This is a genomic window from Pantoea sp. EKM101V (assembly GCF_011800325.1).
GTDB lineage: Bacteria > Pseudomonadota > Gammaproteobacteria > Enterobacterales > Enterobacteriaceae > Pantoea > Pantoea anthophila.
Genome location: NZ_JAALFP010000001.1, coordinates 533,923 through 554,690, shown reverse-complemented (window position 1 = coordinate 554,690; position 20,768 = coordinate 533,923). Strand labels below are relative to the sequence as shown.

General features: G+C 58.5%; 16 protein-coding genes and 1 pseudogene. 8 read left to right on the top strand and 9 right to left on the bottom strand.

Going from position 1 to position 20,768, the window contains the following annotated elements; genetic code table 11:
• Positions 1–2: 2 nt before the first annotated feature.
• The 6 genes from rsxD to ydgT form a co-directional block, all read right to left on the bottom strand.
• Positions 3–1,061: an electron transport complex subunit RsxD gene (gene rsxD, locus HFD92_RS02680; RefSeq protein WP_058956537.1), complete on the bottom strand. Its 1,059-nt coding sequence runs from the start codon at positions 1,059–1,061 to the stop codon at positions 3–5.
• Positions 1,062–3,554, bottom strand: coding sequence for an electron transport complex subunit RsxC (gene rsxC / locus HFD92_RS02675; protein ID WP_167428241.1), 2,493 nt, complete (start codon positions 3,552–3,554; stop codon positions 1,062–1,064). It lies immediately after the preceding gene.
• Positions 3,547–4,125: an electron transport complex subunit RsxB gene (rsxB, locus tag HFD92_RS02670; RefSeq protein ID WP_009090345.1), complete on the bottom strand. Its 579-nt coding sequence runs from the start codon at positions 4,123–4,125 to the stop codon at positions 3,547–3,549. The genes rsxC and rsxB overlap by 8 nt, the downstream gene beginning before the upstream one ends.
• Positions 4,125–4,706 carry an electron transport complex subunit RsxA gene (rsxA, locus tag HFD92_RS02665; RefSeq protein WP_003853423.1) on the bottom strand — a complete coding sequence of 194 codons (582 nt, stop codon included), beginning with the start codon at positions 4,704–4,706 and terminating at the stop codon, positions 4,125–4,127. Before rsxA ends, rsxB begins: the two co-directional genes overlap by 1 nt.
• Before the next feature lie 123 nt (positions 4,707–4,829).
• Positions 4,830–5,273, bottom strand: coding sequence for a DUF2569 domain-containing protein (locus HFD92_RS02660; RefSeq protein WP_009090340.1), 444 nt, complete (start codon positions 5,271–5,273; stop codon positions 4,830–4,832).
• Between the two features lie 109 nt (positions 5,274–5,382).
• A complete protein-coding gene (gene ydgT / locus HFD92_RS02655; protein ID WP_046101771.1) occupies positions 5,383–5,598 on the bottom strand; it encodes a transcription modulator YdgT in 216 nt (71 codons plus the stop codon).
• A gap of 685 nt (positions 5,599–6,283) precedes the next feature.
• On the opposite strand from ydgT, the gene ytfQ reads away from it, so the two are divergent.
• The 4 genes from ytfQ (at position 6,284) to yjfF (ending at position 10,816) form a co-directional block, all read left to right on the top strand.
• Positions 6,284–7,240: a galactofuranose ABC transporter, galactofuranose-binding protein YtfQ gene (ytfQ, locus tag HFD92_RS02650; protein ID WP_046101772.1), complete on the top strand. Its 957-nt coding sequence runs from the start codon at positions 6,284–6,286 to the stop codon at positions 7,238–7,240.
• Positions 7,241–7,303: 63 nt separating this feature from the next.
• Entirely contained in the window at positions 7,304–8,824 is a 1,521-nt protein-coding gene (locus tag HFD92_RS02645) for a sugar ABC transporter ATP-binding protein (protein WP_046101773.1), read from the top strand.
• Positions 8,817–9,833, top strand: a complete 1,017-nt coding sequence (ytfT, locus tag HFD92_RS02640; RefSeq protein WP_009090336.1) for a galactofuranose ABC transporter, ATP-binding protein YtfT — start codon at positions 8,817–8,819, stop codon at positions 9,831–9,833. Before HFD92_RS02645 ends, ytfT begins: the two co-directional genes overlap by 8 nt.
• Positions 9,830–10,816, top strand: coding sequence for a galactofuranose ABC transporter, permease protein YjfF (gene yjfF / locus HFD92_RS02635; protein WP_167428240.1), 987 nt, complete (start codon positions 9,830–9,832; stop codon positions 10,814–10,816). The genes ytfT and yjfF overlap by 4 nt, the downstream gene beginning before the upstream one ends.
• 30 nt (positions 10,817–10,846) lie before the next feature.
• Here the strand turns inward: yjfF and HFD92_RS02630 are convergent.
• The 3 genes and pseudogenes from HFD92_RS02630 to HFD92_RS02620 form a co-directional block, all read right to left on the bottom strand.
• Positions 10,847–11,134: pseudogene (locus HFD92_RS02630) on the bottom strand (GNAT family N-acetyltransferase); the annotation flags it as partial.
• 1,255 nt (positions 11,135–12,389) lie between these two features.
• Positions 12,390–13,889, bottom strand: coding sequence for an L-arabinose isomerase (gene araA / locus HFD92_RS02625; protein ID WP_167428239.1), 1,500 nt, complete (start codon positions 13,887–13,889; stop codon positions 12,390–12,392).
• Between the two features lie 202 nt (positions 13,890–14,091).
• Entirely contained in the window at positions 14,092–15,795 is a 1,704-nt protein-coding gene (locus HFD92_RS02620; protein ID WP_167428238.1) for a ribulokinase, read from the bottom strand.
• A 365-nt stretch (positions 15,796–16,160) separates the two neighbouring features.
• Between HFD92_RS02620 and HFD92_RS02615 the strand changes: the two genes are divergently transcribed.
• From HFD92_RS02615 to araC, 4 genes are all read left to right on the top strand, one after another.
• Complete coding sequence (locus tag HFD92_RS02615) at positions 16,161–17,144, top strand: arabinose ABC transporter substrate-binding protein (protein WP_009090326.1); 984 nt, start codon at positions 16,161–16,163, stop codon at positions 17,142–17,144.
• Between the two features lie 99 nt (positions 17,145–17,243).
• Positions 17,244–18,764: an L-arabinose ABC transporter ATP-binding protein AraG gene (gene araG / locus HFD92_RS02610; RefSeq protein WP_058958391.1), complete on the top strand. Its 1,521-nt coding sequence runs from the start codon at positions 17,244–17,246 to the stop codon at positions 18,762–18,764.
• A 12-nt stretch (positions 18,765–18,776) separates the two neighbouring features.
• Positions 18,777–19,760, top strand: coding sequence for an L-arabinose ABC transporter permease AraH (gene araH / locus HFD92_RS02605; RefSeq protein ID WP_009090322.1), 984 nt, complete (start codon positions 18,777–18,779; stop codon positions 19,758–19,760).
• 76 nt (positions 19,761–19,836) lie between these two features.
• Positions 19,837–20,754: an arabinose operon transcriptional regulator AraC gene (gene araC, locus HFD92_RS02600; RefSeq protein WP_009090320.1), complete on the top strand. Its 918-nt coding sequence runs from the start codon at positions 19,837–19,839 to the stop codon at positions 20,752–20,754.
• Positions 20,755–20,768 lie beyond the last annotated feature (14 nt).

Genomic DNA, 20,768 nt, shown 5'->3' with positions numbered 1-20,768 from the left:
GCTTAATCCTTCTGATGGCCGTAAACGCGCGGCTGGGTGTAGTAGTCGATAAGCGGCACGCAGATATTCGCCAGCAGCACGGCAAAGGCGACGCCATCGGGATAGCCGCCGAAGCTGCGTATCAGCCAGACCAGCAGGCCAATCAGCGCACCATAGATCAGGCGGCCCCGGTTAGTGGTTGAGGCTGTCACCGGATCGGTCGCAATAAAGAACGCGCCCAGCATGGTGGCACCGGAGAACAGGTGGATCAGCGGGCTGTTGAGCGAGTCCGGTGAAAAGAACCAGCCCAGCGTGGCGCAGACGGCCAGTGACAGCAGCATCGCCGCAGGAATATGCCAGCGGATGGCATTTTTCCACAGCAGGAACAGGCCGCCCGCCAGATAGCCGACGTTGACCCACTGCCAGCCGAGACCCGCCAGCACGCCGCTGTAAATCGGCTGGGCCAGCAGGTGTTCAGCGCTGTGACCCGCGCGTAAGCCGGTTTTAAAGGTATCCAGCGGGGTCGCCTGGCTGATGCCATCCACACCCATCTGCAGCTGCTGCATGGTATCGCCCGCCAGAGTATGCCCGCGGAAAACCATGCTCAGGCTGTCGAGCAGGCTGGGTTTGATCGCCTGAAGGGTATCGGGCGGCAGCCAGCTGGTCATCTGCACCGGGAAGGAGATCAGCAGCACCACATAGCCAACCATTGCCGGATTAAAGGGGTTCTGACCCAGCCCGCCATACAGCTGTTTCGCAATGACCACGGCAAAAAGCGTACCGACGACCACCAGCCACCAGGGTGCCAGCGGCGGCAGGCTGATGCCGATCAGCACGGCGGTCAGCAGCGCTGAGTTATCTGCCAGCGTGCTGGCAACCGGCGCTTTGCGCAGCCGCAGAATCGCCGCTTCGGTCAGCCAGGCGGTGAGCGTCGCCAGTAAAACCTGTAACAGGGTGCCGTAGCCAAAGAAATAACACTGTGCGGCAAAACCGGGCAGCGCAGCCAGCACCACCAGCAGCATGATATTGCCGGTGCTGCGGCGATTGTGGGTGTAAGGAGAACTTGCGATACGAAAAGCCATTTAATCCTCAAGCGTCGTAGACGACTGCGCTTTACGCGCTTTGGCACGGGCGATGGCGGCAGCAATAGCGGCTTTGCGCGCATCATCGGGTTGATTCAGTTCAGGTGCCTGTTCAGGTTCGGCATTCGCATTGTTTGCCTGCTCCTGAGCCTGCTCCGCTTTCTCCACCGCAAAATGCGCGGCGGTCGCCAGCGCTGCGGCGTCGCGTGACGCGGCGTCCGCCTCCTGTTCCGCCTGTGAGGGCTCAGGGGCGCTGTCGGTGGCGGGCGTAGCGGGTTCAGCGTGCTGCGCCTGTGCGGCTTTCTTCGCTTTAGCCCGGGCAATGGCGGCCTGCACGGCGGCCTTACGCGGGTCGGTTTCAGCCGGTGCGTCTGCGGCGCTTTCGGTGACAGCCTGCGTGGGCGCTTCCCCATTGTCCGCCTGCGCGGCTTTCTTCGCTTTGGCGCGGGCAATGGCGGCCTGCACGGCGGCTTTACGCGGATCGGTTTCAACCGGTGCGTCTGCGGCGCTGTCGGTGACAGCCTGCGTGGACGCTTCAGCATTCTCGGCCTGCGCGGCTTTCTTCGCTTTGGCGCGGGCGATGGCGGCCTGCACGGCGGCTTTGCGCGGATCGGTTTCAGCCGGTGCGTCTGCGGCGCCGTCAGTGACAGCCTGCGTGGACGCTTCCGCATTCTCCGCCTGCGCGGCTTTCTTCGCTTTGGCGCGGGCGATGGCAGCCTGCACGGCGGCCTTGCGCGGATCGGTTTCGGCCGGTGCATCTGGCGTGACTTCAGCAGCCGGTTGCGCTGTTTCCGCCTCCGGCTGTGCCGCTTTCTTCGCTCTGGCGCGGGCAATCGCCGCTTCTACCGCCGCTTTACGCGGATCGGTGGTCTGACGCGTGACCGGCTGGGTTTCAGCCTGCGCCTCGGCCTGACGCAGACGCGCCTGCGCATGGCGGGCTTCACGCTGCGCCTCAAGCGTCGCTTCATCCGGCTGGGCAGCCGGACGCGCGTTCACCCGCGCTTTTGCGGCGGCCAGTTCACCGTTATCCGTACGAGCCACACGCTGCTTGGCCTCTTCGTGGCGTGCTTCGCGGGCCTGCTTTTCACGCTCCAGTCGCGCCTGACGCGCTTCAAAGCGCGCTTTCGCTTCCAGCGTGCGTTTGGCTTCCAGATCGATGGCGCGCAGTTCCGCTTTTTCCTGCCGGTAATATTGCACCAGCGGGATGTTACTCGGGCAGACATAGGCGCAGGCACCGCACTCAATGCAGTCATCGATATGGTGAGCGCGCGCTTTATCGTGATCGCCGCCCTGGCTGAACCAGTAGAGCTGCTGTGGCAGCAGCTTCGCCGGACAGGCATCGGCACAGGCTGAACAGCGAATGCAGGACTGCTCTTCGTCGTTGTTGCCCATCTCAATGGCAGAAGGCGCCAGAATACAGTTAGTAATCTTCACCACCGGCACATCCAGCGACGGCAGGGTAAAGCCCATCAGCGGACCGCCCATGATCACCATCTGGCGCGGCGCAGGGGTGAATCCCACCTGATGCAGCAGATGACTGATGGGCGTACCCAGACGGCTCCAGACGTTACGCGGCTGAGCAATCGCCTCACCGGTCAGGGTGACCACGCGTTCGGTAATCGGTTCGCCGTTGATAATGGCGCGCTTCACCGCCCACGCGGTGCCAACGTTCTGCATCAGCACGCCGATATCGGTTGAGCGCCCGCCGTGTGGCACTTCCTTGCCGGTCAGGATGCGGGTCAGCTGCTTGGCACCGCCCGAGGGGTATTTGGTCGGGATCACCCGGATTTGCAGATCACGCTCACTGCCCAGCGCCTGCTTCAGGGCGGCAATCGCTTCGGGTTTGTTATCTTCGATGCCGATCAGCACCCGCTCAGCCTGCAGCACCCAGCCGAGAATGCGGCTGCCTTCCAGCACCTCGGCGGCATAATCCTGCATCAGGCGATCGTCCGCGGTGATGTAAGGCTCGCACTCTGCCGCATTGATAATCAGGGTTTTTACCCCGCGCAGGCCACCTTTCAGTTTCGTGGCGGTCGGGAAGCCCGCGCCACCCAGGCCCGCCACGCCCGCATCGTGAATGCGCTGCACAATATCGGCGCGCGGATGCTGGCGATAGTCAGGCAGGGGATCGAGCGGCACCCAGCGATCTTCGCCATCGGGCGTCATAAAGATGCAGAGTTCGGACAGACCGGAAGGATGCGCGGTCATGTGCTGGCCAATCGCATCAATCACCCCGGAGGTGGGCGCATGAACCGGCAGCATACGGCCGGTTCCAAACGTCAGCGGCTGACCGCGCAGCACCTTATCGCCAGGCGCCACGCAGATTTCGCCTTCATGGCCGATATGCTGTTTTAACGGAATAACGAAACGGTCCGGCAGGGGCAGTTCGCTCAGCGGCGTGCCGTTGGACTGGGTTTTCATTTCGGGCGGATGAATACCGCCCTGAAAATCCCAGACCTTCTCTTTTTTCAGGAAGTTAAACAGATTAAGCATGAGTTTCTACCGGGATCACCCGTACAGGAATGGTATTCAAATCCCACTTCCAGTTAGCTGGCGTGGTGGCAACCGGACGCATTTCGATGCAGTCAGTCGGGCAGGGGGCGACACAGAGATCGCAGCCGGTGCAGACATCGCTCAGCACGGTGTGCATGGCGCGGGTGGCCCCGACAATCGCATCCACCGGACAGGCCTGAATACATTTGGTGCAGCCAATACAGTTGGCTTCATCAATAAAGGCCACGGTGCGCACCGGCTCTTTCGCCGTTTCGTCACCATCGATGGGCTGCGGTTCAACGTTAAGCAGGGCCGCCAGCTTGAGCATGGTCTGCTCACCGCCCGGCGCGCACTTGTTGATCGCTTCACCGTTGTTACCGACCGCATCGGCATAGGGACGGCAGCCAGGATAGCCGCACTGGCCGCACTGGCTCTGCGGCAGAACGGCATCAATCTGCTCAACAATGGGATCTTCTTCCACCTCAAAGCGGCGCGAGGCGTAACCCAGCAGGCCGCCGAACACCAGGCTCAGCGCACTCAGTACAGCAATAGCAATCCAGATCGCGGTCATCAGAATTTCACCAGCCCGCTGAAGCCCATAAAGGCCAGTGCCATCAGGCCTGCGGTAATCAGGGCGATGGAGTTACCTTTAAACGGGGCGGGAACATTGGCCAGCACCAGACGCTCACGCATACCGGCGAACAGCACCATGACCAGCGAGAAGCCGATAGAGGCGCTGAAGCCATAGAGCGCGGCCTGCATAAAGGTGTGGTTGAGGTTGACGCTCAGCAGGGGCACGCCCAGCACCGCACAGTTGGTGGTGATCAGCGGCAGAAAGATCCCCAGCAGACGATAGAGCGACGGGCTGGTTTTACGCACCACCATCTCGGTGAACTGCACAACGACGGCGATCACCAGGATATAGGCCATGGTACGCAGATAGACCAGATCCAGCGGCAGCAGGATCAGATGGTTGACCAGCCAGGCGCAGATCGAGGCCAGCGTGATCACGAAAGTCGTGGCGAGGCCCATGCCAATCGCCGTTTCCAGTTTTTTGGAAACGCCCATAAAAGGGCAGAGGCCGAGAAACTTCACTAAAACGAAGTTATTTACCAGCACGGTGCCAACAAAGAGAAGCAGATAATCGGTCATTTTTTCGCCTGGGAGCCAGAAAGCGGCTTATTATCATTGATAGCGCGACGTATCTCAACACCCGCGCCATCGGCAGAGCGGCAGACCGCACTCAGAATTAAATTCCTGACATAACTCACAGCGTTACGGCGCAATGAAGGTCGCTTTCACCCGCTTTGAACGTTTGAAATAGGGCGCGAAAACCGCAGCGGCCAGCAGCGACAACAGCAGCGTCTGCAGCGCACGGCTGTCGGCAACCGGCGTGAACGCAAAAGTTTTCAGCGCTAACAGCACCGTAATCAGCAGCCAGAGCAGGTAGTGACGCGGCAGGCGATGCGATCGCTTGAAGAACAGCCAGCTGATCCAGAGGCTGTAGGCCCAGACCGCGACGGCCGTAAGCAGGGAAATGGCCCAGTAGGAGAAGAGCGTGCTGCCGTGCGAAAAGAGCGCCACACGCCATTCAGCATTGAACAGCGGGGTGAGATACATCGCCAGCACCAGAACGGTGGTTAACAGAGTCATTATCAGCCAGGCCAGCGGCAGCAAAAGCCAGCCGCCAATACGTGGCGCAGCAACCTGTTCATTCATCGGGAGTTATTCCTGTCTCGGAGAGTCGAAGCGCAGCAGGATAACATGTCCGGAAGGACTCGCCCATCCGGACAGGTCAGGGGGTAAAAGAGCGGTTAACAGCAGAAAGTCAGACCACGTAACGCCACACTGTTTTCGGAACACAGCCGAGATCGTACAGGCGTCCGCCGGAGACCAGCTCAGCACGCCGGTGGTCGGCAGCCCGATACATGTTGATGATCTCGATATCATTCGTCAGTGAGTAGTTGAGGTGGTCGAAAAGCTTTTCCAGACTGTCTGAATTATTTACTTTGCGGAATTTAAGCAGGTAATCGTGCGCAGTCATCATTGCCATAACAGATAGAAGTAACAAAGGAGTGCTCAGTATAGGGGGCGGGCCTTGCCTGTCCAGATCGCGCAGGTAAGAAAAGGTGAAAATCAGACTAACGCACCGTAAACACGATGAAAATTCGTAGTTTTATTTTTTTACCACTGTCCACAGCCATTATCCCGTCTCTGGCTGCGCGTGAATGTTTCATCCTCAACGGCAGAAGCGGCAAAAAACCGCTTTGCCTGCCACGATAAAAGCCGGTTTTTGCGCTCCCGGCGCGAATCGCCTGTCAGTGGCTTTTTTTCGTGGTTTTTACTCCAGCGTTATCCTGAACCTCTTCGCTGTCGTCAGAGAAACGTTTCGCTCCCGGACAGTGTCAGCAGGCGACTGTGCGGGCAGTCACAAAACCTGTTTTTTGTTGCGGCTCAGCGTCATAACCCGTTTTGTACGCCTGGCTGTAATCGTTTCCAGCGCCATTACACATAAGCGATTCTGTTTATTACAATTATTTAACCGCAAAGTTTTTATTTCTCAGCAGTTCTCTCCATAACGCCACGGCCAGCACCCCCCTCTCGTTACACGTAACTCCTTTAAATTGCTCTGTTTTGTGAGGCGCGTCGCCATTATGCACCCTTTTTTAGTCCAGGCTAAGCGTGCTCTCTACCCTAAACAGCAAACGCCCTTCAGAGGAATGAAAACTATGTGGAAACGTTTACTTCTGACCACGCTGGTCAGCGCCGCATTAACCGGCCCGGTGCTTGCGGCAGACATGACGGTCGGCTTCTCGCAGGTCGGTTCAGAATCTGGCTGGCGCTCGGCGGAAACCAATGTGGCGAAAAGCGAAGCGAAAAAACGCGGCATCACCCTGAAAATCGCCGACGGACAGCAGAAACAGGAAAATCAGATCAAGGCCGTACGTTCATTCATCGCGCAGGGCGTGGATGCCATCTTCATCGCGCCAGTGGTGCAGACGGGCTGGGAACCGGTGCTGGAAGAAGCCAAAGACGCCAAAATTCCGGTCTATCTGCTGGACCGGGCCATCGTTGTGAAAGACAAGTCGCTTTATCAGGCGGTGGTTACGGCGGATAACGTGCTGGAGGGCAAGCTGATCGGTGACTGGCTGGTGAAAACCGTCGGCGACAAGCAGTGTAACGTGGTGGAACTGCAGGGCACCGTCGGGGCCAGCGTCGCGATCGATCGCAAGAAAGGCTTTGCTGAAGCGATCAGCAACCATCCAAACATTAAAGTGATCCGTTCTCAGTCCGGTGACTTTACCCGCAGTAAAGGTAAAGAGGTGATGGAGAGCTTCATCAAGGCGGAGAACAACGGCAAGAATATCTGCATGGTCTATGCGCACAACGATGATATGGCGATCGGTGCCATTCAGGCCATTAAAGAGGCGGGTCTGAAACCGGGCAAAGATATCCTGACCGGCTCGATTGACGGGGTGCCGGATATTTACAAAGCGATGCTGGCGGGTGAGGCAAATGCCAACGTGGAGCTGACGCCGAACATGGCTGGCCCGGCGTTTGATGCGCTGGAGAAATTCAAAAAAGATGGCACGCTGCCGCCAAAAGTGATCAAGACCGAGTCGAAACTGTTCCTGCCTGCTGACGCTGAGAAGGAGCTGGAGAGGAAAAAAGGCATGGGCTACTGATCCGCAGACCAGCCGCAGACCGCCCTGTGGGGCGGTTTTTTATGACCAGGCGGAGTGAGCAGAATGACCACGCAAAATGAAGCACCGCTGCTGTCCATCAGCGGCGTCAGCAAAGGGTTTCCCGGCGTCAAAGCACTGAACAATGTCTCCTTTGATATCCGCAAAGGGGAGATCATGGCGCTGCTGGGTGAGAACGGTGCCGGTAAATCGACCCTGATCAAAGTGCTGACCGGCGTCTACAGCCGGGATGCCGGCACCATCATCCTGAATGGCGAGGCGATTACGCCGCACAACACCGCGCAGGCGCAGGAGATGGGCATCGGCACCGTCTATCAGGAAGTGAATATGCTGCCGAACATGTCGGTGGCGGATAACCTCTATATTGGCCGTGAACCACGGCGTTTCGGTATGATCGATCGCCGCCGGATGGTGCGTGATGCCGATGCGCTAATGCGCAATTACGGTTTTTCGCTCGATGTCACCCGTCCGCTGGGCCACTATTCGGTGGCGATGCAGCAGATTATCGCGATCTGTCGGGCGGTCGATCTTTCGGCGCAGGTGCTGATCCTGGATGAGCCAACGGCCAGCCTGGACGCCAGCGAGGTGGAGATGCTTTTTACCCTGATGGCGCAGCTGAAAGCCCGCGGGATGAGCCTGATTTTTGTTACCCACTTTCTCGACCAGGTGTACCGCATTACCGATCGGATTACCGTGCTGCGCAACGGGCAGTTTATTGCCACCCGCGATACCGCCACGCTGCCGCAGATTGAGCTGATCAAGCTGATGCTGGGACGCGAACTGCTGGAGACGGCGCTGCAGCGGCAGGGCAGCACGCTGCGCAGCAATCAGCCGGTCGTCTCATTTGAAGATTACGGCAGAAAAGGCACCATTGAACCCTTTAACCTGGCGGTCCGCCCCGGCGAAGTGGTCGGGCTGGCGGGGCTGTTAGGATCCGGACGCACCGAAACCGCTGAAGTGCTGTTTGGCATCCGGCGCGCCGATCGCGGCACGGCGAAGATCAAAGGTAAAGTGCAGCGCATTACCAACCCGGCCAGAGCCTCACAGCTGGGAATGGGTTTTTGCCCGGAGGATCGTAAGACCGACGGGATTATTGGCGCGGCCTCGGTTCGGGAAAACATCATCCTGGCGTTGCAGGCGCAGCGTGGCTGGCTACGCCCGATTAAAAAGCGCGAGCAGCAGGCGATTGCCGACCGTTTCATTAAAAGTCTGGGCATCCGTACACCGCACGCGGAGCAGCCAGTAGAGCTGTTATCGGGCGGCAACCAGCAGAAGGTGCTGCTGTCGCGCTGGCTGGTGACAAAACCGCAGTTTTTGATCCTCGACGAGCCGACGCGCGGCATTGATGTGGGCGCGCACGCCGAGATTATCCGTTTAATCGAATCCCTGTGCGCCGACGGTCTGGCGCTGCTGGTGATCTCCTCTGAACTCGAAGAGCTGGTGGGCTATGCCGATCGGGTGTTGATCATGCGCGATCTGAAGCAGGTGGCTGAAATCCCCCTGGAGCAGCTTTCGGTCGCGTCGATTGTCAATGCCATCGCTGACGGAGGAGTAAAACATGCTTGAGTCTCCTATGACTTCTGAAAAAACGCCGCGTCGTAAGCTGAAGCTGCCGCAGGGGATGCCGCAGATTGCGGCGCTGCTGCTGGTGCTGTTAATTGACAGTCTGGTGGCGAATAACTTTTTTGCCGTGCATCTGCAGGAGGGTCGTCTGTTCGGCAGCCCGATCGATATCCTGAACCGCGCGGCGCCCGTCGCCTTGCTGGCGATTGGTATGACGCTGGTGATCGCAACCGGCGGCATCGATCTTTCCGTGGGGGCGGTGATGGCGATAGCCGGCGCAACCGCCGCGACGCTGACCGTAGCCGGTCACGGGGTGCCGTTTATCATCCTTGCCACGCTGGGAACCGGGCTGGCCTGCGGCGTGTGGAACGGGGTGCTGGTGGCGCTGCTGCGCATTCAGCCGTTTGTCGCCACGCTGATCCTGATGGTGGCCGGACGGGGTATCGCCCAGTTGATTACGCAGGGGCAGATTGTGACCTTCGACAGCGACAGTCTGGGCTGGTTTGGTAACGGCGCGCTGTGGATGTTGCCGGTGCCGGTCTGGATTACGCTGGTGGTGGCGCTGGCGGTGTGGCTGCTGACGCGCAAGACCGCGCTGGGTCTGTTCATTGAAGCGGTCGGGATCAACCTGCGCGCGGCCCGCAATGCCGGGGTGACAGGCTGGCTGGTGGTGATGTCGACCTACGCGATCAGTGGTGTCTGTGCCGCCGTGGCGGGGCTGATTGTGGCGGCGGATATTCGCGGTGCGGATGCGAACAACGCCGGTTTATGGCTGGAGCTGGATGCGATTCTGGCTGTGGTGATCGGCGGAGCCTCGCTGATGGGCGGTCGTTTTAATCTGGTGCTGTCGCTGATTGGGGCGCTGATCATTCAGTCGATGAATACCGGGATTCTGCTCTCTGGTTTCCCGCCTGAGCTGAACCAGGTGGTGAAAGCGGTGGTGGTGATGTGCGTGCTGTTGCTGCAGTCACCGCGATTTATTGCGATGTTGAAACGGAGACGGCCGACATGATCAAACGTCATCTTCCGCTGATGATCACCTTGCTGGTGTTTGTGGCGGGTTACCTGTTTTGCCTGACGCAGTTTCCGGGCTTTGCCTCAACCCGGGTGATTTGCAACATTCTGACCGACAATGCGTTTCTGGGCATTATCGCGGTGGGAATGACCTTCGTGATTTTATCGGGGGGTATCGATCTGTCGGTCGGCGCGGTGATCGCCTTTACCGGCGTCTTTCTGGCGCGCGCAATTGGCGATTTTCATCTCAATCCGCTGCTTGCGTTTGCGCTGATTCTGGCGCTGGGGGCGCTGTTTGGTGCCATGATGGGCTGGCTGATCGATGCGCTGAAGATCCCGGCTTTTATTATTACGTTAGCAGGGATGTTTTTCCTGCGCGGATGCAGCTATCTGGTGTCCGAGAATTCGATTCCCATCGATCATCCGTTTTACACGACGCTGTCGGGTCTGGCGTGGAAAATACCGGGCGGCGGGCGCCTGAGTCTGCTGGCAGTGATTATGCTGCTGGTAGTGGTGGGCGGGATTATTCTGGCGCACCGCACCCGCTTTGGTAATCGGGTTTACGCCATCGGCGGCAATCTGACATCGGCGCAGCTGATGGGGGTGTCGACGCGCGCCACCACCATTAAGATCTATATGCTTTCCACCACGCTGGCCACGCTGGCCGGGATTGTGTTTTCGATCTATACCTCAGCAGGCTATGCGCTGGCCGGGCTGGGGGTAGAGCTGGATGCGATCGCGTCGGTAGTGATTGGCGGCACGCTGTTGTCAGGCGGTGTCGGCACGGTGTTAGGCACGCTGTTTGGTGTGTTAATTCAGGGGCTGATTCAGACATGGATAAATTTCGACGGCACGCTGAGTTCCTGGTGGACCAAAATCGCCATCGGGATTCTGCTGTTTGCCTTTATCGCCCTGCAGCGGTTACTGACGGTGATCTGGGATCGTCAGCAGAACGCGCCGGTTAATCGATTGAGTTCCTGATATGAGAGGGCGGTTCACAGGAGCCGCCCGTTACTGCGCAGGGTTAAGCACCATCACGGTCACCTCTTCTCCGGCTATGTGCCGCTGCTCCACCGCCTGCCATCCTGAACGCTGATAGTACGCCTGCTGATCGGGGGTATAGAGCCAGAGTTCAGCGATCTGCCGTTGTCTGGCACGTGCAATCGCCCGCTGAATCAGTGCCTTTGCCACGCCCTGGCCGCGGAATTTTTTGTCTGTCACGACCTCACCCAACCAGTATTCCCTTGCCGCGATGTCATCCAGTTCATAACGAATAACGCTACAGAATGCGGCCCTGGTATTTAGCTTTTAAAGACAAGCTCAAATACCACATAAAGGAGGGAATGATGGGCAGTGGAGTAAAGCGTCCGCCGCATGGACAAAAACGCCCGGAGCGTTTTTGAACAATGCGAAGCGTTGGCCCGCTTGCGGGCGAGCCTCAGGGATGAGGCGAATCGTCCGGCGGCCGAGCCTACAGGGAGGTATTTACGGCGACTTTACGGAGCGCCCATTATTTCCGACTGAAAAGCACGGGCTTGTGTGTTAATTGCACGAAAAGGCGTCGCTGTTGATGGCAGGTGAAAGGTCAGGAAAGGTATGCCTGATCGCAAAGGATTCCCGCATCCATGCGGATCGGCCGCGCCATCCCTGGCGCGGACGCTTTGCTCTTCAGGCATACCATTCCTTCCCGGTTGGGCTTGATCATTGCTGAGAGAAATCCGTGCGAAATTGCGTTGAGTGAGGGAATGGAGAGTAATGGAGTAAAGCATCCAACACATGAGTTTGCTTACTCAACAGATGCTATTAGTTGTGAATTATTCGCTTAGATGTCACAAAAAGGAGGGGATGGCGGGCAGTGGAGTAAAGCGTCCGCCGCATGGACAAAAACGCCCGGAGCGTTTTTGAACAATGCGAAGTGTTGGCCCGCTTGCGGGCGAGCCTCAGGGATGAGGCGAGTCGTCCGGCGGCCGAGCCTGCAGGGATGTATTTACGGCGACTTTACGGAACGCCCGCCATTCCCGACTGAAAAGCACGGGCTTGTGTGCTAGTTGCACAAAAAGGCGTCGCTGTTGATGGCAGGTGCAAGGTCAGGAAAGGTATGCCTGATCGCAAAGGATTCCCGCATCCATGCGGATCGGCCGCGCCATCCCTGGCGCGGACGCTTTGCTCTTCAGGCATACCATTCCTTCCCGGTCGGGCTTAATCATTGCTGTAATAAAATCGAGCGGAATGTGAGGCAGGAGGAACGGGTCGGAGGCGGATCTGACTCGGTGTTTTATTCACAATTGTTGATGCACTGGGTGTCTGAACATTCGCTCAGGCGCTACAAAAAGGAGGGATGGCGGGCAGTGGAGTAAAGCGTCCGCCGCATGGATGCGGCGGCCGAGCCTACAGGGAGGTATTTACGGCGACTTTACGGAACGCCCGTCATTCCCGACTGAATAGCACTATTTGTTTAAAAGTGACGCAAAACTGATTCCTGCGTCACCCTTTTAATCACGCTGGTAACGCTGCTAATCACAACGAAAAGCAGCATGGCTATATCCCAGGGTGATTAACGCTTTAACCGGTAGTACGCCTCGTTCCAGCGCAGCGCGTCTTTAAACGCAGGCAGGCGGGTGTGCTCATCAATCACCAGCACCTCGATATCGTTCATCTCGCCGTACAGATACATGTCGTCGAGCGTCAGCGCCTGGCTGAACACCGTATGGTGTGCGCCACCCCCGAGAATCCACGCTTCAGATGCGGTCGCCAGGGAGGGCTGCGCTTTCCAGAGTGCACGGGCAACCGGCAATTTCGGCAGCGGTTTCGGCTGTTCAATCGCATCGACCACATTCACCAGCAGACGGAAACGGTCGCCCATATCGATTACGCTGGCATTAATCGCACGACCGGCCGGGGTGGAGAAGATCATCCTTGCCGGGTCAGCTTTATTACCAATGCCCAGGAACTGCACATCGATCAGCGGCTTCTCTTCAATGGCGATCGACGGACAGACCTCCAGCATATGCGAGCCGAGCACCAGGTCGTTGCCGGGTGAGAAGTGATAGGTGTAATCCTCCATAAATGAGGTGCCACCTTTGCGATCGCCAGCCAGCACCTTGAAAATACGCAGCAGCGCAGCGGTCTTCCAGTCGCCTTCACCCGCAAAACCATACCCCTGACCCATCAAACGCTGCACCGCCAGACCCGGTAACTGGGTCATGCCATGCAGGGTCTGGAAGTTGGTGGTAAAGGCGTGACAGCCTTCCGCTTCAAGGAACTGCTTCAGACCCAGCTCGATACGAGCCGCATCCAGCACGTTCTGCCGCTTGTCACCACCGGCGGCGGCAACATCGGAAAAGCGGTAGAGGCTTTCGTACTCGTCGATCAGCGCATTCACATCGCCATCGCTGACGCCATTGATCACCTCAACCAGATCGCCCACGCCCCAGCCATTCACCGAATAACCGAACTGAATCTGTGCGGCGACCTTATCGCCTTCGGTCACGGCCACTTCACGCATGTTGTCGCCAAAACGCGCCACTTTCAGCTGCTGACTGGCCTGCTTCGCCAGGGCCGCACGCATCCAGTTGCCCAGACGCTGCTGGCTGGCGCTATCCTGCCAGTGTCCGGTCACCACGCTGTGCTGCAGCCCCATGCGGGCACCGATAAAACCGAACTCACGACCGCCGTGCGCCGTCTGGTTCAGGTTCATAAAATCCATGTCCATGCTGTCCCACGGGATCTCCGCATTGAACTGGGTGTGAAATTGCAGCAGAGGCTTATTCAGCACGCTCAGGCCGCCAATCCACATTTTGGCCGGAGAGAACGTGTGCAGCCAGGTAATGATGCCGGCGCACTGCTGGTCATAGTTAGCGTCGCGACACAGGGACAGCGCTTCATCCGGTGATTTCACCAGCGGCTTAAGCTCAAGGCGCAGCGGTAACCCGGACTGATTCAGGCCCTCGACGATCTGACGCGCATGCTGTTCAACCTGGCGTAACGTCTCTGGCCCGTAGAGGTGCTGCGTGCCGATGACAAACCACACGCTGTAGCTGTTTGACTGTTCCATAAAACCACTCCTTTACTTTGCGCCTACCTAATAGGCTAATTTATTTGTCATTCTGAACCCGGGCAGTGCTCACACAGGCTGCTTTAGCAACCTGAACGCCCTGAAGTGCGGCCCTGAAGGGGCGAGCACAGCGAGTGATCCTCACGTACTCCGTGTACGCCTGCTTGTTCCGCGCTGTCCGTGTCCAGACTGCCTGCAACAATTACGCCTGCTGGTCCAGGCTCGTAGCGGAAGCGGGGCGGGCGGCGTACTGCGGTTCAGCCGTCACGCACCATTGTTGATAGCGTTGATAGAGTTGTTGATAGCGGGCGACACGTGCCGGATCGGGTTGCAGCGTGACGGCGATCGGGCTGGCCATCACCTTCTGCGCCTCGGCAACGCTGGCGTGAACACCGGCAGCGACGGCGGCGAAAATGGCCGCACCCAGCGCACAGCACTCATCAGAGGCGACAATATCCAGTGGCCGGTTCATCACGTCACAGCAGGCCTGCATAATCGCCGGGGATTTGCGCGCGATGCCGCCCAGCGTCAGAATGCTCTCGACGGGGATCTGCTGCTGCTCGAAGCACTCCATAATGGCGCGCGCACCAAATGCTGTCGCCGCGACCAGACCGCCAAACAGCGCCGGGGCATCGGTACCCAGATTCAGATCGGTAATCACCCCTTTCAGCCGCTGATTGGCATTCGGCGTGCGGCGACCGTTGAACCAGTCCAGCACCACCGGCAGATGGTCGAGCTGCGGATTAGCAGCCCAGGCGTCGGTCAGATCTTTAATCAGACTCTTTTGCATCTCCGCCAGCTGAGGTTTCAGCTCAGGGTGACGCTCAGCCGCCTGTTGCAGCGGCCAGCCCAGCAACCGGCTGAACCAGGCGTAGATATCACCAAAGGCGGACTGACCCGCCTCCAGCCCAATCGCTCCCGGTATCACGCTGCCATCCACCTGACCACAGATGCCTTTGATATCGCGATCGCCGACCTTTTCGCTGTCAGCGATCAGGATGTCGCAGGTTGATGTGCCGATCACTTTCACCAGGGTGTAAGGTCTGGCACCGCCTCCGACCGCGCCCATATGGCAGTCAAACGCGCCACCGGAGAGCGTAACGGTCTGCGTCAGCCCCAGACGCTGCGCCCATTCCGGACTGAGCGTGCCGACCGGCAGATCGGCGGTCCAGGTCTCAGTGAAGAGAGGCGAGTCCAGCTGTTGCGTTAACAGCGGGTCCAGCGCGTTGAGGAAATCCACATCCGGCAGGCCGTTCCAGTCGCCATGCCACAGGGCTTTATGCCCGGCTGCGCAGCGGCCACGGCGCAGTCTGTCGGGCGCGGTCGTGCCGCTTAACAGGGCAGGCACCCAGTCGCACAGCTCCACCCAGGAGACCGCCGCATCACGCACCGCCGCATCTTCCCGCGACACGTGCAGAATTTTTGCCCAGAACCATTCAGAGGAGTAGATGCCGCCGATATAGCGGCTGTAATCCGTGAAACGGCCGCTGTGACAGAGCTGATTGATCTCTTCCGCTTCTTCTATTGCGGTGTGATCTTTCCACAGCACAAACATTGCGTTGGGGTTGTCGGCGAACTCCGGGCGCAGCGCCAGTACATTGCCGTCGCGATCGATGGGCGCCGGAGTCGAACCAGTGCTGTCGACGCCAATGCCGACGACGGCCTTGCGCTGATCTTCGCTCAGGGCGTTCAGTACGCCGAGCAGCGCCTGCTCCATGGCGTCGATGTAATCCTGTGGATGGTGACGAAAACGATTGGTGTGCGGATCGCTGTACAGACCCTGCTGCCAGCGCGGGTAGCTACACACCGCACTCTGCAGCTCGCTGCCGCTGTGACAATCGACGGCCAGCGCACGCACCGAATCACTACCAAAGTCCAGCCCAAGGGTGATGGCTCCAGCACGCATCGGAATCTCCTGTAGTTAGTTAACTCCTGTATCCTGGGTTCGGCGCGCCGGAACAGTTAGTCATGGCTGGCTGACAATATGCACTTTCCTGCCATCGGCAGTGATTTTGTGATCCATTGCAAAAGTTAAGCTCCGGTTAAATTTGCTGAATATATGGATCATTTTGTCGTGATTTTAAGATGTGATACCGCTCTACATTTTTCTCCGCCAATACCGCTAAAACTAGCCCAGCGTCTGGACAGGCTGACAACACATAGCAACCTAACGCACTGATTTATGGCTGTACCCTCAAAATAAGACCAACTGGTAGCGCTTACACCGATTCGTTATGAGCAGCGAAAAATAACCTGGTACCGGAGAGCATCATGCATAAATTCACTAAAGCATTCGCGGCCATCGGCCTGGCAGCGGTTATGTCACAATCCGCTATCGCCGAGACCATGAAGCTGGGTTTTTTAGTCAAGCAACCAGAAGAACCCTGGTTCCAGACGGAATGGAAATTTGCCGATAAAGCCGGCAAAGATCTCGGCTTCGACGTCATCAAAATTGCCGTCCCGGATGGTGAAAAAACCCTGAATGCTATCGACAGCCTTGCTGCAAACGGCGCGAAAGGCTTCGTCATCTGTACGCCCGATCCCAAGCTGGGCTCCGCCATCATGGCGAAAGCGCGGGGCTACGGCCTGAAAGTCATTGCCGTAGACGATCAGTTTGTGACCGCCAAAGGCAAACCGATGGATACCGTGCCGCTGGTGATGATGGCCGCCACCAAAATCGGCGAGCGTCAGGGGCAGGAGCTTTATAAAGAGATGCAGAAGCGCGGCTGGGATGTGAAAACCACCGGCGTGATGGCGATTACCGCCAACGAACTGGATACCGCACGCCGTCGTACCGGTGGATCGATGGACGCCATCAAAGCTGCGGGCTTCCCGGCCGCTCAGATCTATCAGGTTCCGACCAAATCCAACGACATCCCTGGCGCCTTTGACGCCGGTAACTCCCTGCTGGTGCAGCATCCTGAGGTCAAACACTGGCTGATTGTTGGCATGAACGACAACACCGTGCTGGGCGGCGTGCGCGCGACGGAAGGTCAGGGCTTTAAAGCGGCTGACGTCATCGGCATCGGTATTAACGGCGTGGATGCGGTCAGTGAACTGTCGAAAGACAAAGCGACCGGCTTCTACGGCTCGCTGCTGCCAAGCCCGGATATCCATGGTTATAAGAGCAGCCAGATGCTCTACAACTGGGTGAGCAAAGGCGAAGAGCCGGCGAAATTCACTGAGGTCACCGATGTGGTGCTGATCACCCGTGACAACTTCAAAACTGAACTGGCGAAAAAAGGACTGATGTAACCCTGAGCCTGCCAGGCGTTTCGCCGCCTGGCATCCTGCATAGCCTGCTTCACGTCGCCCGCCCGCACAGGCCGGCGACGTGCAAGAGTGAGGATAAACATGAACACTGATTCAGCTTTTCTGTCGTTTCATGGCATCAGTAAAACCTTTCCTGGCGTGAAAGCGCTGCAGGATATCTCCTTCGACTGCCGGGGCGGTGAAGTCCATGCGCTGATGGGCGAGAACGGCGCAGGCAAATCGACGCTGCTAAAAATACTCAGCGGCAGTTATCAGCCGAGCGGCGGTGAGATTCGGATCAAAGGCCAGCCGATGAACTTTCAGCGCACCACCGATGCGCTGGATGCGGGCGTGGCCATTATTTACCAGGAGCTCCATCTGGTGCCGGAAATGAGCGTGGCGGAGAACATCTATCTCGGTCAGATCCCGCACAAACATGGGCTGGTCAACCGCCGGCTGATGCGTTACGAAGCCGGCCTGCAACTGAAAAATCTCGGCATGGATATCGACCCCGATATGCCGCTGAAATATCTGTCGCTGGGACAGTGGCAGATGGTGGAGATTGCCAAAGCGCTGGCGCGCAACGCGCGTATTATCGCCTTTGATGAGCCGACCAGTTCACTGTCGGCGCGTGAAATCGACAACCTGTTCCGCGTCATCCGCCAGCTCCGCCAGGAGGGCCGGGTGGTGCTCTATGTGTCGCATCGCATGGAGGAAATTTTTGCCCTCAGCGACGCCATCACCGTCTTCAAAGATGGCCGGTATGTGCGCACCTTTACGGATATGGCCAATACCCATCACGACGATCTGGTGCAGGCGATGGTGGGCCGTAACCTCGGCGATATTTATGGCTATGCGCCACGGCCTGTGGGTGCGGTGCGGCTGGAGCTGGATCGCGTCGAAGCGAAGGGCGTGCGGACACCGATTTCACTGAAAGTCCATGCCGGGGAAATTGTCGGGCTGTTTGGTCTGGTCGGCGCGGGACGCAGCGAACTGCTGAAAGGCTTGTTTGGCGGCACCCGTCTGCGCGGGGGTCAGGTGATCCTGGATGGCAAACCGCTGCCGCTGCGCGAGCCGATCGACGCCATCCGGGCGGGGATCATGCTCTGTCCGGAAGATCGCAAAGCCGAAGGCATCATCCCAGTGCACTCGGTGCGTGACAACATCAACATCAGCGCCCGTCGCCACAACCTGACCGCCGGATGCCTGATTAAAAATGGCTGGGAAAGCAAAAACGCCGACAGCCATATCCGCTCACTCAACATTAAAACGCCCAGCGCCGATCAGCTGATCATGAACCTTTCCGGCGGGAACCAGCAGAAGGCGATCCTGGGGCGCTGGCTCTCCGAGGAGATGAAAGTGATCCTGCTCGATGAGCCGACGCGCGGTATCGATGTCGGCGCCAAGCATGAAATCTATAACCTGATTTATCAGCTGGCGAACCGGGGCATTGCGGTGCTGTTCGCCTCCAGTGACCTGCCGGAGGTGATGGGCCTGGCCGACCGGATTGTGGTGATGCGCGAAGGTGCTATCGCCGGTGAACTGCTGCACGACGACGCCACGGAGCAGCAGACGCTGAGCCTGGCCATGCCCAAAACCACTCAAGCGGCCGCCGTGGCCTGACAGGAGATCATCATGGCTTCATCCACGACCTCAAATACGCCGCAGCCTGCATCACGCGGCGGCCTGCAGTTAGGTCGCATCTGGGACAACTTCGGCATGCTGGTGGTATTTGCACTGCTGTTTATTGTCTGTGCGATCTTTGTGCCGAACTTCGGCTCGTTTATCAATATGAAAGGCCTGGGCCTGGCGATGTCGATGTCGGGCATGGTCGCCTGCGGCATGCTTTTCTGTCTGGCTTCCGGCGATTTTGATCTCTCGGTCGCTTCGGTGATCGCCTGCGCAGGGGTGGTTACCGCGGTGGTGATCAACATGACCGAAAGCCTGTGGATTGGCGTTGCCGCCGGTCTGGTGCTCGGCATGATCACCGGCTTTATCAACGGCTTTGTGATTGCCCGTCTTAAAATCAATGCGCTGATCACCACGCTGGCCACCATGCAGATCGTGCGCGGTCTGGCCTACATCTTCTCTGACGGTAAGGCGGTCGGCATTGAAGATGAGCGCTTCTTTGAACTGGGCTTTGCGAACTGGTTTGGCGTGCCGGCCCCAATCTGGCTGACCCTGGCCACGATGCTGATCTTCGGCTTCCTGCTCAACAAAACCACCTTTGGTCGCAACACCCTGGCGATCGGTGGCAATGAAGAGGCGGCGCGGCTGGCGGGTGTGCCGGTGGTGCGGACCCGCATCATTATCTTTGTTCTCTCCGGCCTGGTGTCGGCGGCGGCGGGCATCATCCTGGCATCGCGTATGACCAGCGGCCAGCCCATGACCTCCATCGGCTATGAGCTGGTGGTGATCTCCGCCTGTGTTCTGGGTGGCGTATCGCTGAAGGGCGGCATCGGTAAAATCTCCTACGTGGTGGCGGGCGTCCTGATCCTCGGCACCGTTGAGAATGCAATGAATTTACTGAATATCTCGCCATTCTCACAGTATGTGGTGCGCGGTCTGATACTGTTAGCTGCGGTGATATTCGACCGTTACAAACAGAAAAAAGCCTGATTGCGCGAGCCGTTGGCCCGCAGACGCTGACGCCTCTGCGGGCTATCTGAACAATAACAGACTGAGTGAGGACGCTATGTATCACCGCGAATTACCGGCCGGGCAGCAAAACCCCCTGTTGCCCGGCTATTCATTCAATGCCTGGCTGGTGGCAGGGCTGACGCCCATCACCGCAGAAGGACCGCTCGACTTCTTTATCGATCGCCCGCACGGCATGAAAGGTTACATTCTGAATCTCACCATTAAAGGAAAAGGGCGGGTGTTTGATGGCGAGCGGGCCTTTGACTGCGAGCCCGGCGAAATGCTGCTGTTTCAGCCTAAGACCGCCCACTATTATGGCCGCGCACCGGATAGCCCGCAGTGGTTCCATCGCTGGGTTTACTTCCGTCCTCGCGCCTACTGGCACGACTGGCTGCGCTGGCAGGATGAGCAGGAGGGCGTCGGCCGCCTGCTGCTGCCGGAGTCGCTGCGCGGTGAGTTCGACCGCCTGTTTGCCAGTATCGAACAGACACATAACTCCGGCCGCCGCTTTGCTGAAGAGCTGGCGATGAACCTGCTGGAACGGCTGCTGCTGCGTGCGGTAGAAGAAGATCCGCGCAGCCATCAGTTAATCCGCGATCCGCGCGTCATTGAAGCCTGCCAGTATGTCACCAATCATCTCGCCAGCGAGGTCAGGATAGAGGAGGTGGCGCGCCACGTCTGTCTGTCACCGTCGCGGCTGGCGCACCTGTTCCGCGAGCAGATGGGCGTTAACCTGCTGCGCTGGCGTGAAGATCAGCGGGTCATCCGTGCAAAACTGCTGCTGCAGACCACCCAGGAGCCAATCGCTTCGGTCGGCCGTGAAGTGGGCTACGACGACCAGCTTTACTTCTCCCGGGTATTCCGCAAGCGGGTCGGCGTCAGTCCCAGCGATTTCCGCCGCCGCAATCAGGATGCACACGACAGCCTGGCCGCCCAGACCGCCTGGCCGCTGGCCCGAAGTGCTATCTCTTAGTTTTTTCGGGGAAT

What these genes read in the sequence shown, in the direction of transcription:
- araC (WP_009090320.1), top strand. Translation starts at nt 19,837, where the DNA reads ATGTATCACCGCGAATTACCGGCCGGGCAGCAAAACCCCCTGTTGCCC.
- HFD92_RS02645 (WP_046101773.1), top strand. Translation starts at nt 7,304, where the DNA reads ATGACCACGCAAAATGAAGCACCGCTGCTGTCCATCAGCGGCGTCAGC.
- rsxA (WP_003853423.1), bottom strand. Translation starts at nt 4,706, where the DNA reads ATGACCGATTATCTGCTTCTCTTTGTTGGCACCGTGCTGGTAAATAAC.
- rsxD (WP_058956537.1), bottom strand. Translation starts at nt 1,061, where the DNA reads ATGGCTTTTCGTATCGCAAGTTCTCCTTACACCCACAATCGCCGCAGC.
- rsxB (WP_009090345.1), bottom strand. Translation starts at nt 4,125, where the DNA reads ATGACCGCGATCTGGATTGCTATTGCTGTACTGAGTGCGCTGAGCCTG.
- araG (WP_058958391.1), top strand. Translation starts at nt 17,244, where the DNA reads ATGAACACTGATTCAGCTTTTCTGTCGTTTCATGGCATCAGTAAAACC.
- HFD92_RS02615 (WP_009090326.1), top strand. Translation starts at nt 16,161, where the DNA reads ATGCATAAATTCACTAAAGCATTCGCGGCCATCGGCCTGGCAGCGGTT.
- araA (WP_167428239.1), bottom strand. Translation starts at nt 13,889, where the DNA reads ATGGAACAGTCAAACAGCTACAGCGTGTGGTTTGTCATCGGCACGCAG.
- HFD92_RS02660 (WP_009090340.1), bottom strand. Translation starts at nt 5,273, where the DNA reads ATGAATGAACAGGTTGCTGCGCCACGTATTGGCGGCTGGCTTTTGCTG.
- HFD92_RS02620 (WP_167428238.1), bottom strand. Translation starts at nt 15,795, where the DNA reads ATGCGTGCTGGAGCCATCACCCTTGGGCTGGACTTTGGTAGTGATTCG.
- ydgT (WP_046101771.1), bottom strand. Translation starts at nt 5,598, where the DNA reads ATGACTGCGCACGATTACCTGCTTAAATTCCGCAAAGTAAATAATTCA.
- araH (WP_009090322.1), top strand. Translation starts at nt 18,777, where the DNA reads ATGGCTTCATCCACGACCTCAAATACGCCGCAGCCTGCATCACGCGGC.
- ytfT (WP_009090336.1), top strand. Translation starts at nt 8,817, where the DNA reads ATGCTTGAGTCTCCTATGACTTCTGAAAAAACGCCGCGTCGTAAGCTG.
- yjfF (WP_167428240.1), top strand. Translation starts at nt 9,830, where the DNA reads ATGATCAAACGTCATCTTCCGCTGATGATCACCTTGCTGGTGTTTGTG.
- rsxC (WP_167428241.1), bottom strand. Translation starts at nt 3,554, where the DNA reads ATGCTTAATCTGTTTAACTTCCTGAAAAAAGAGAAGGTCTGGGATTTT.
- ytfQ (WP_046101772.1), top strand. Translation starts at nt 6,284, where the DNA reads ATGTGGAAACGTTTACTTCTGACCACGCTGGTCAGCGCCGCATTAACC.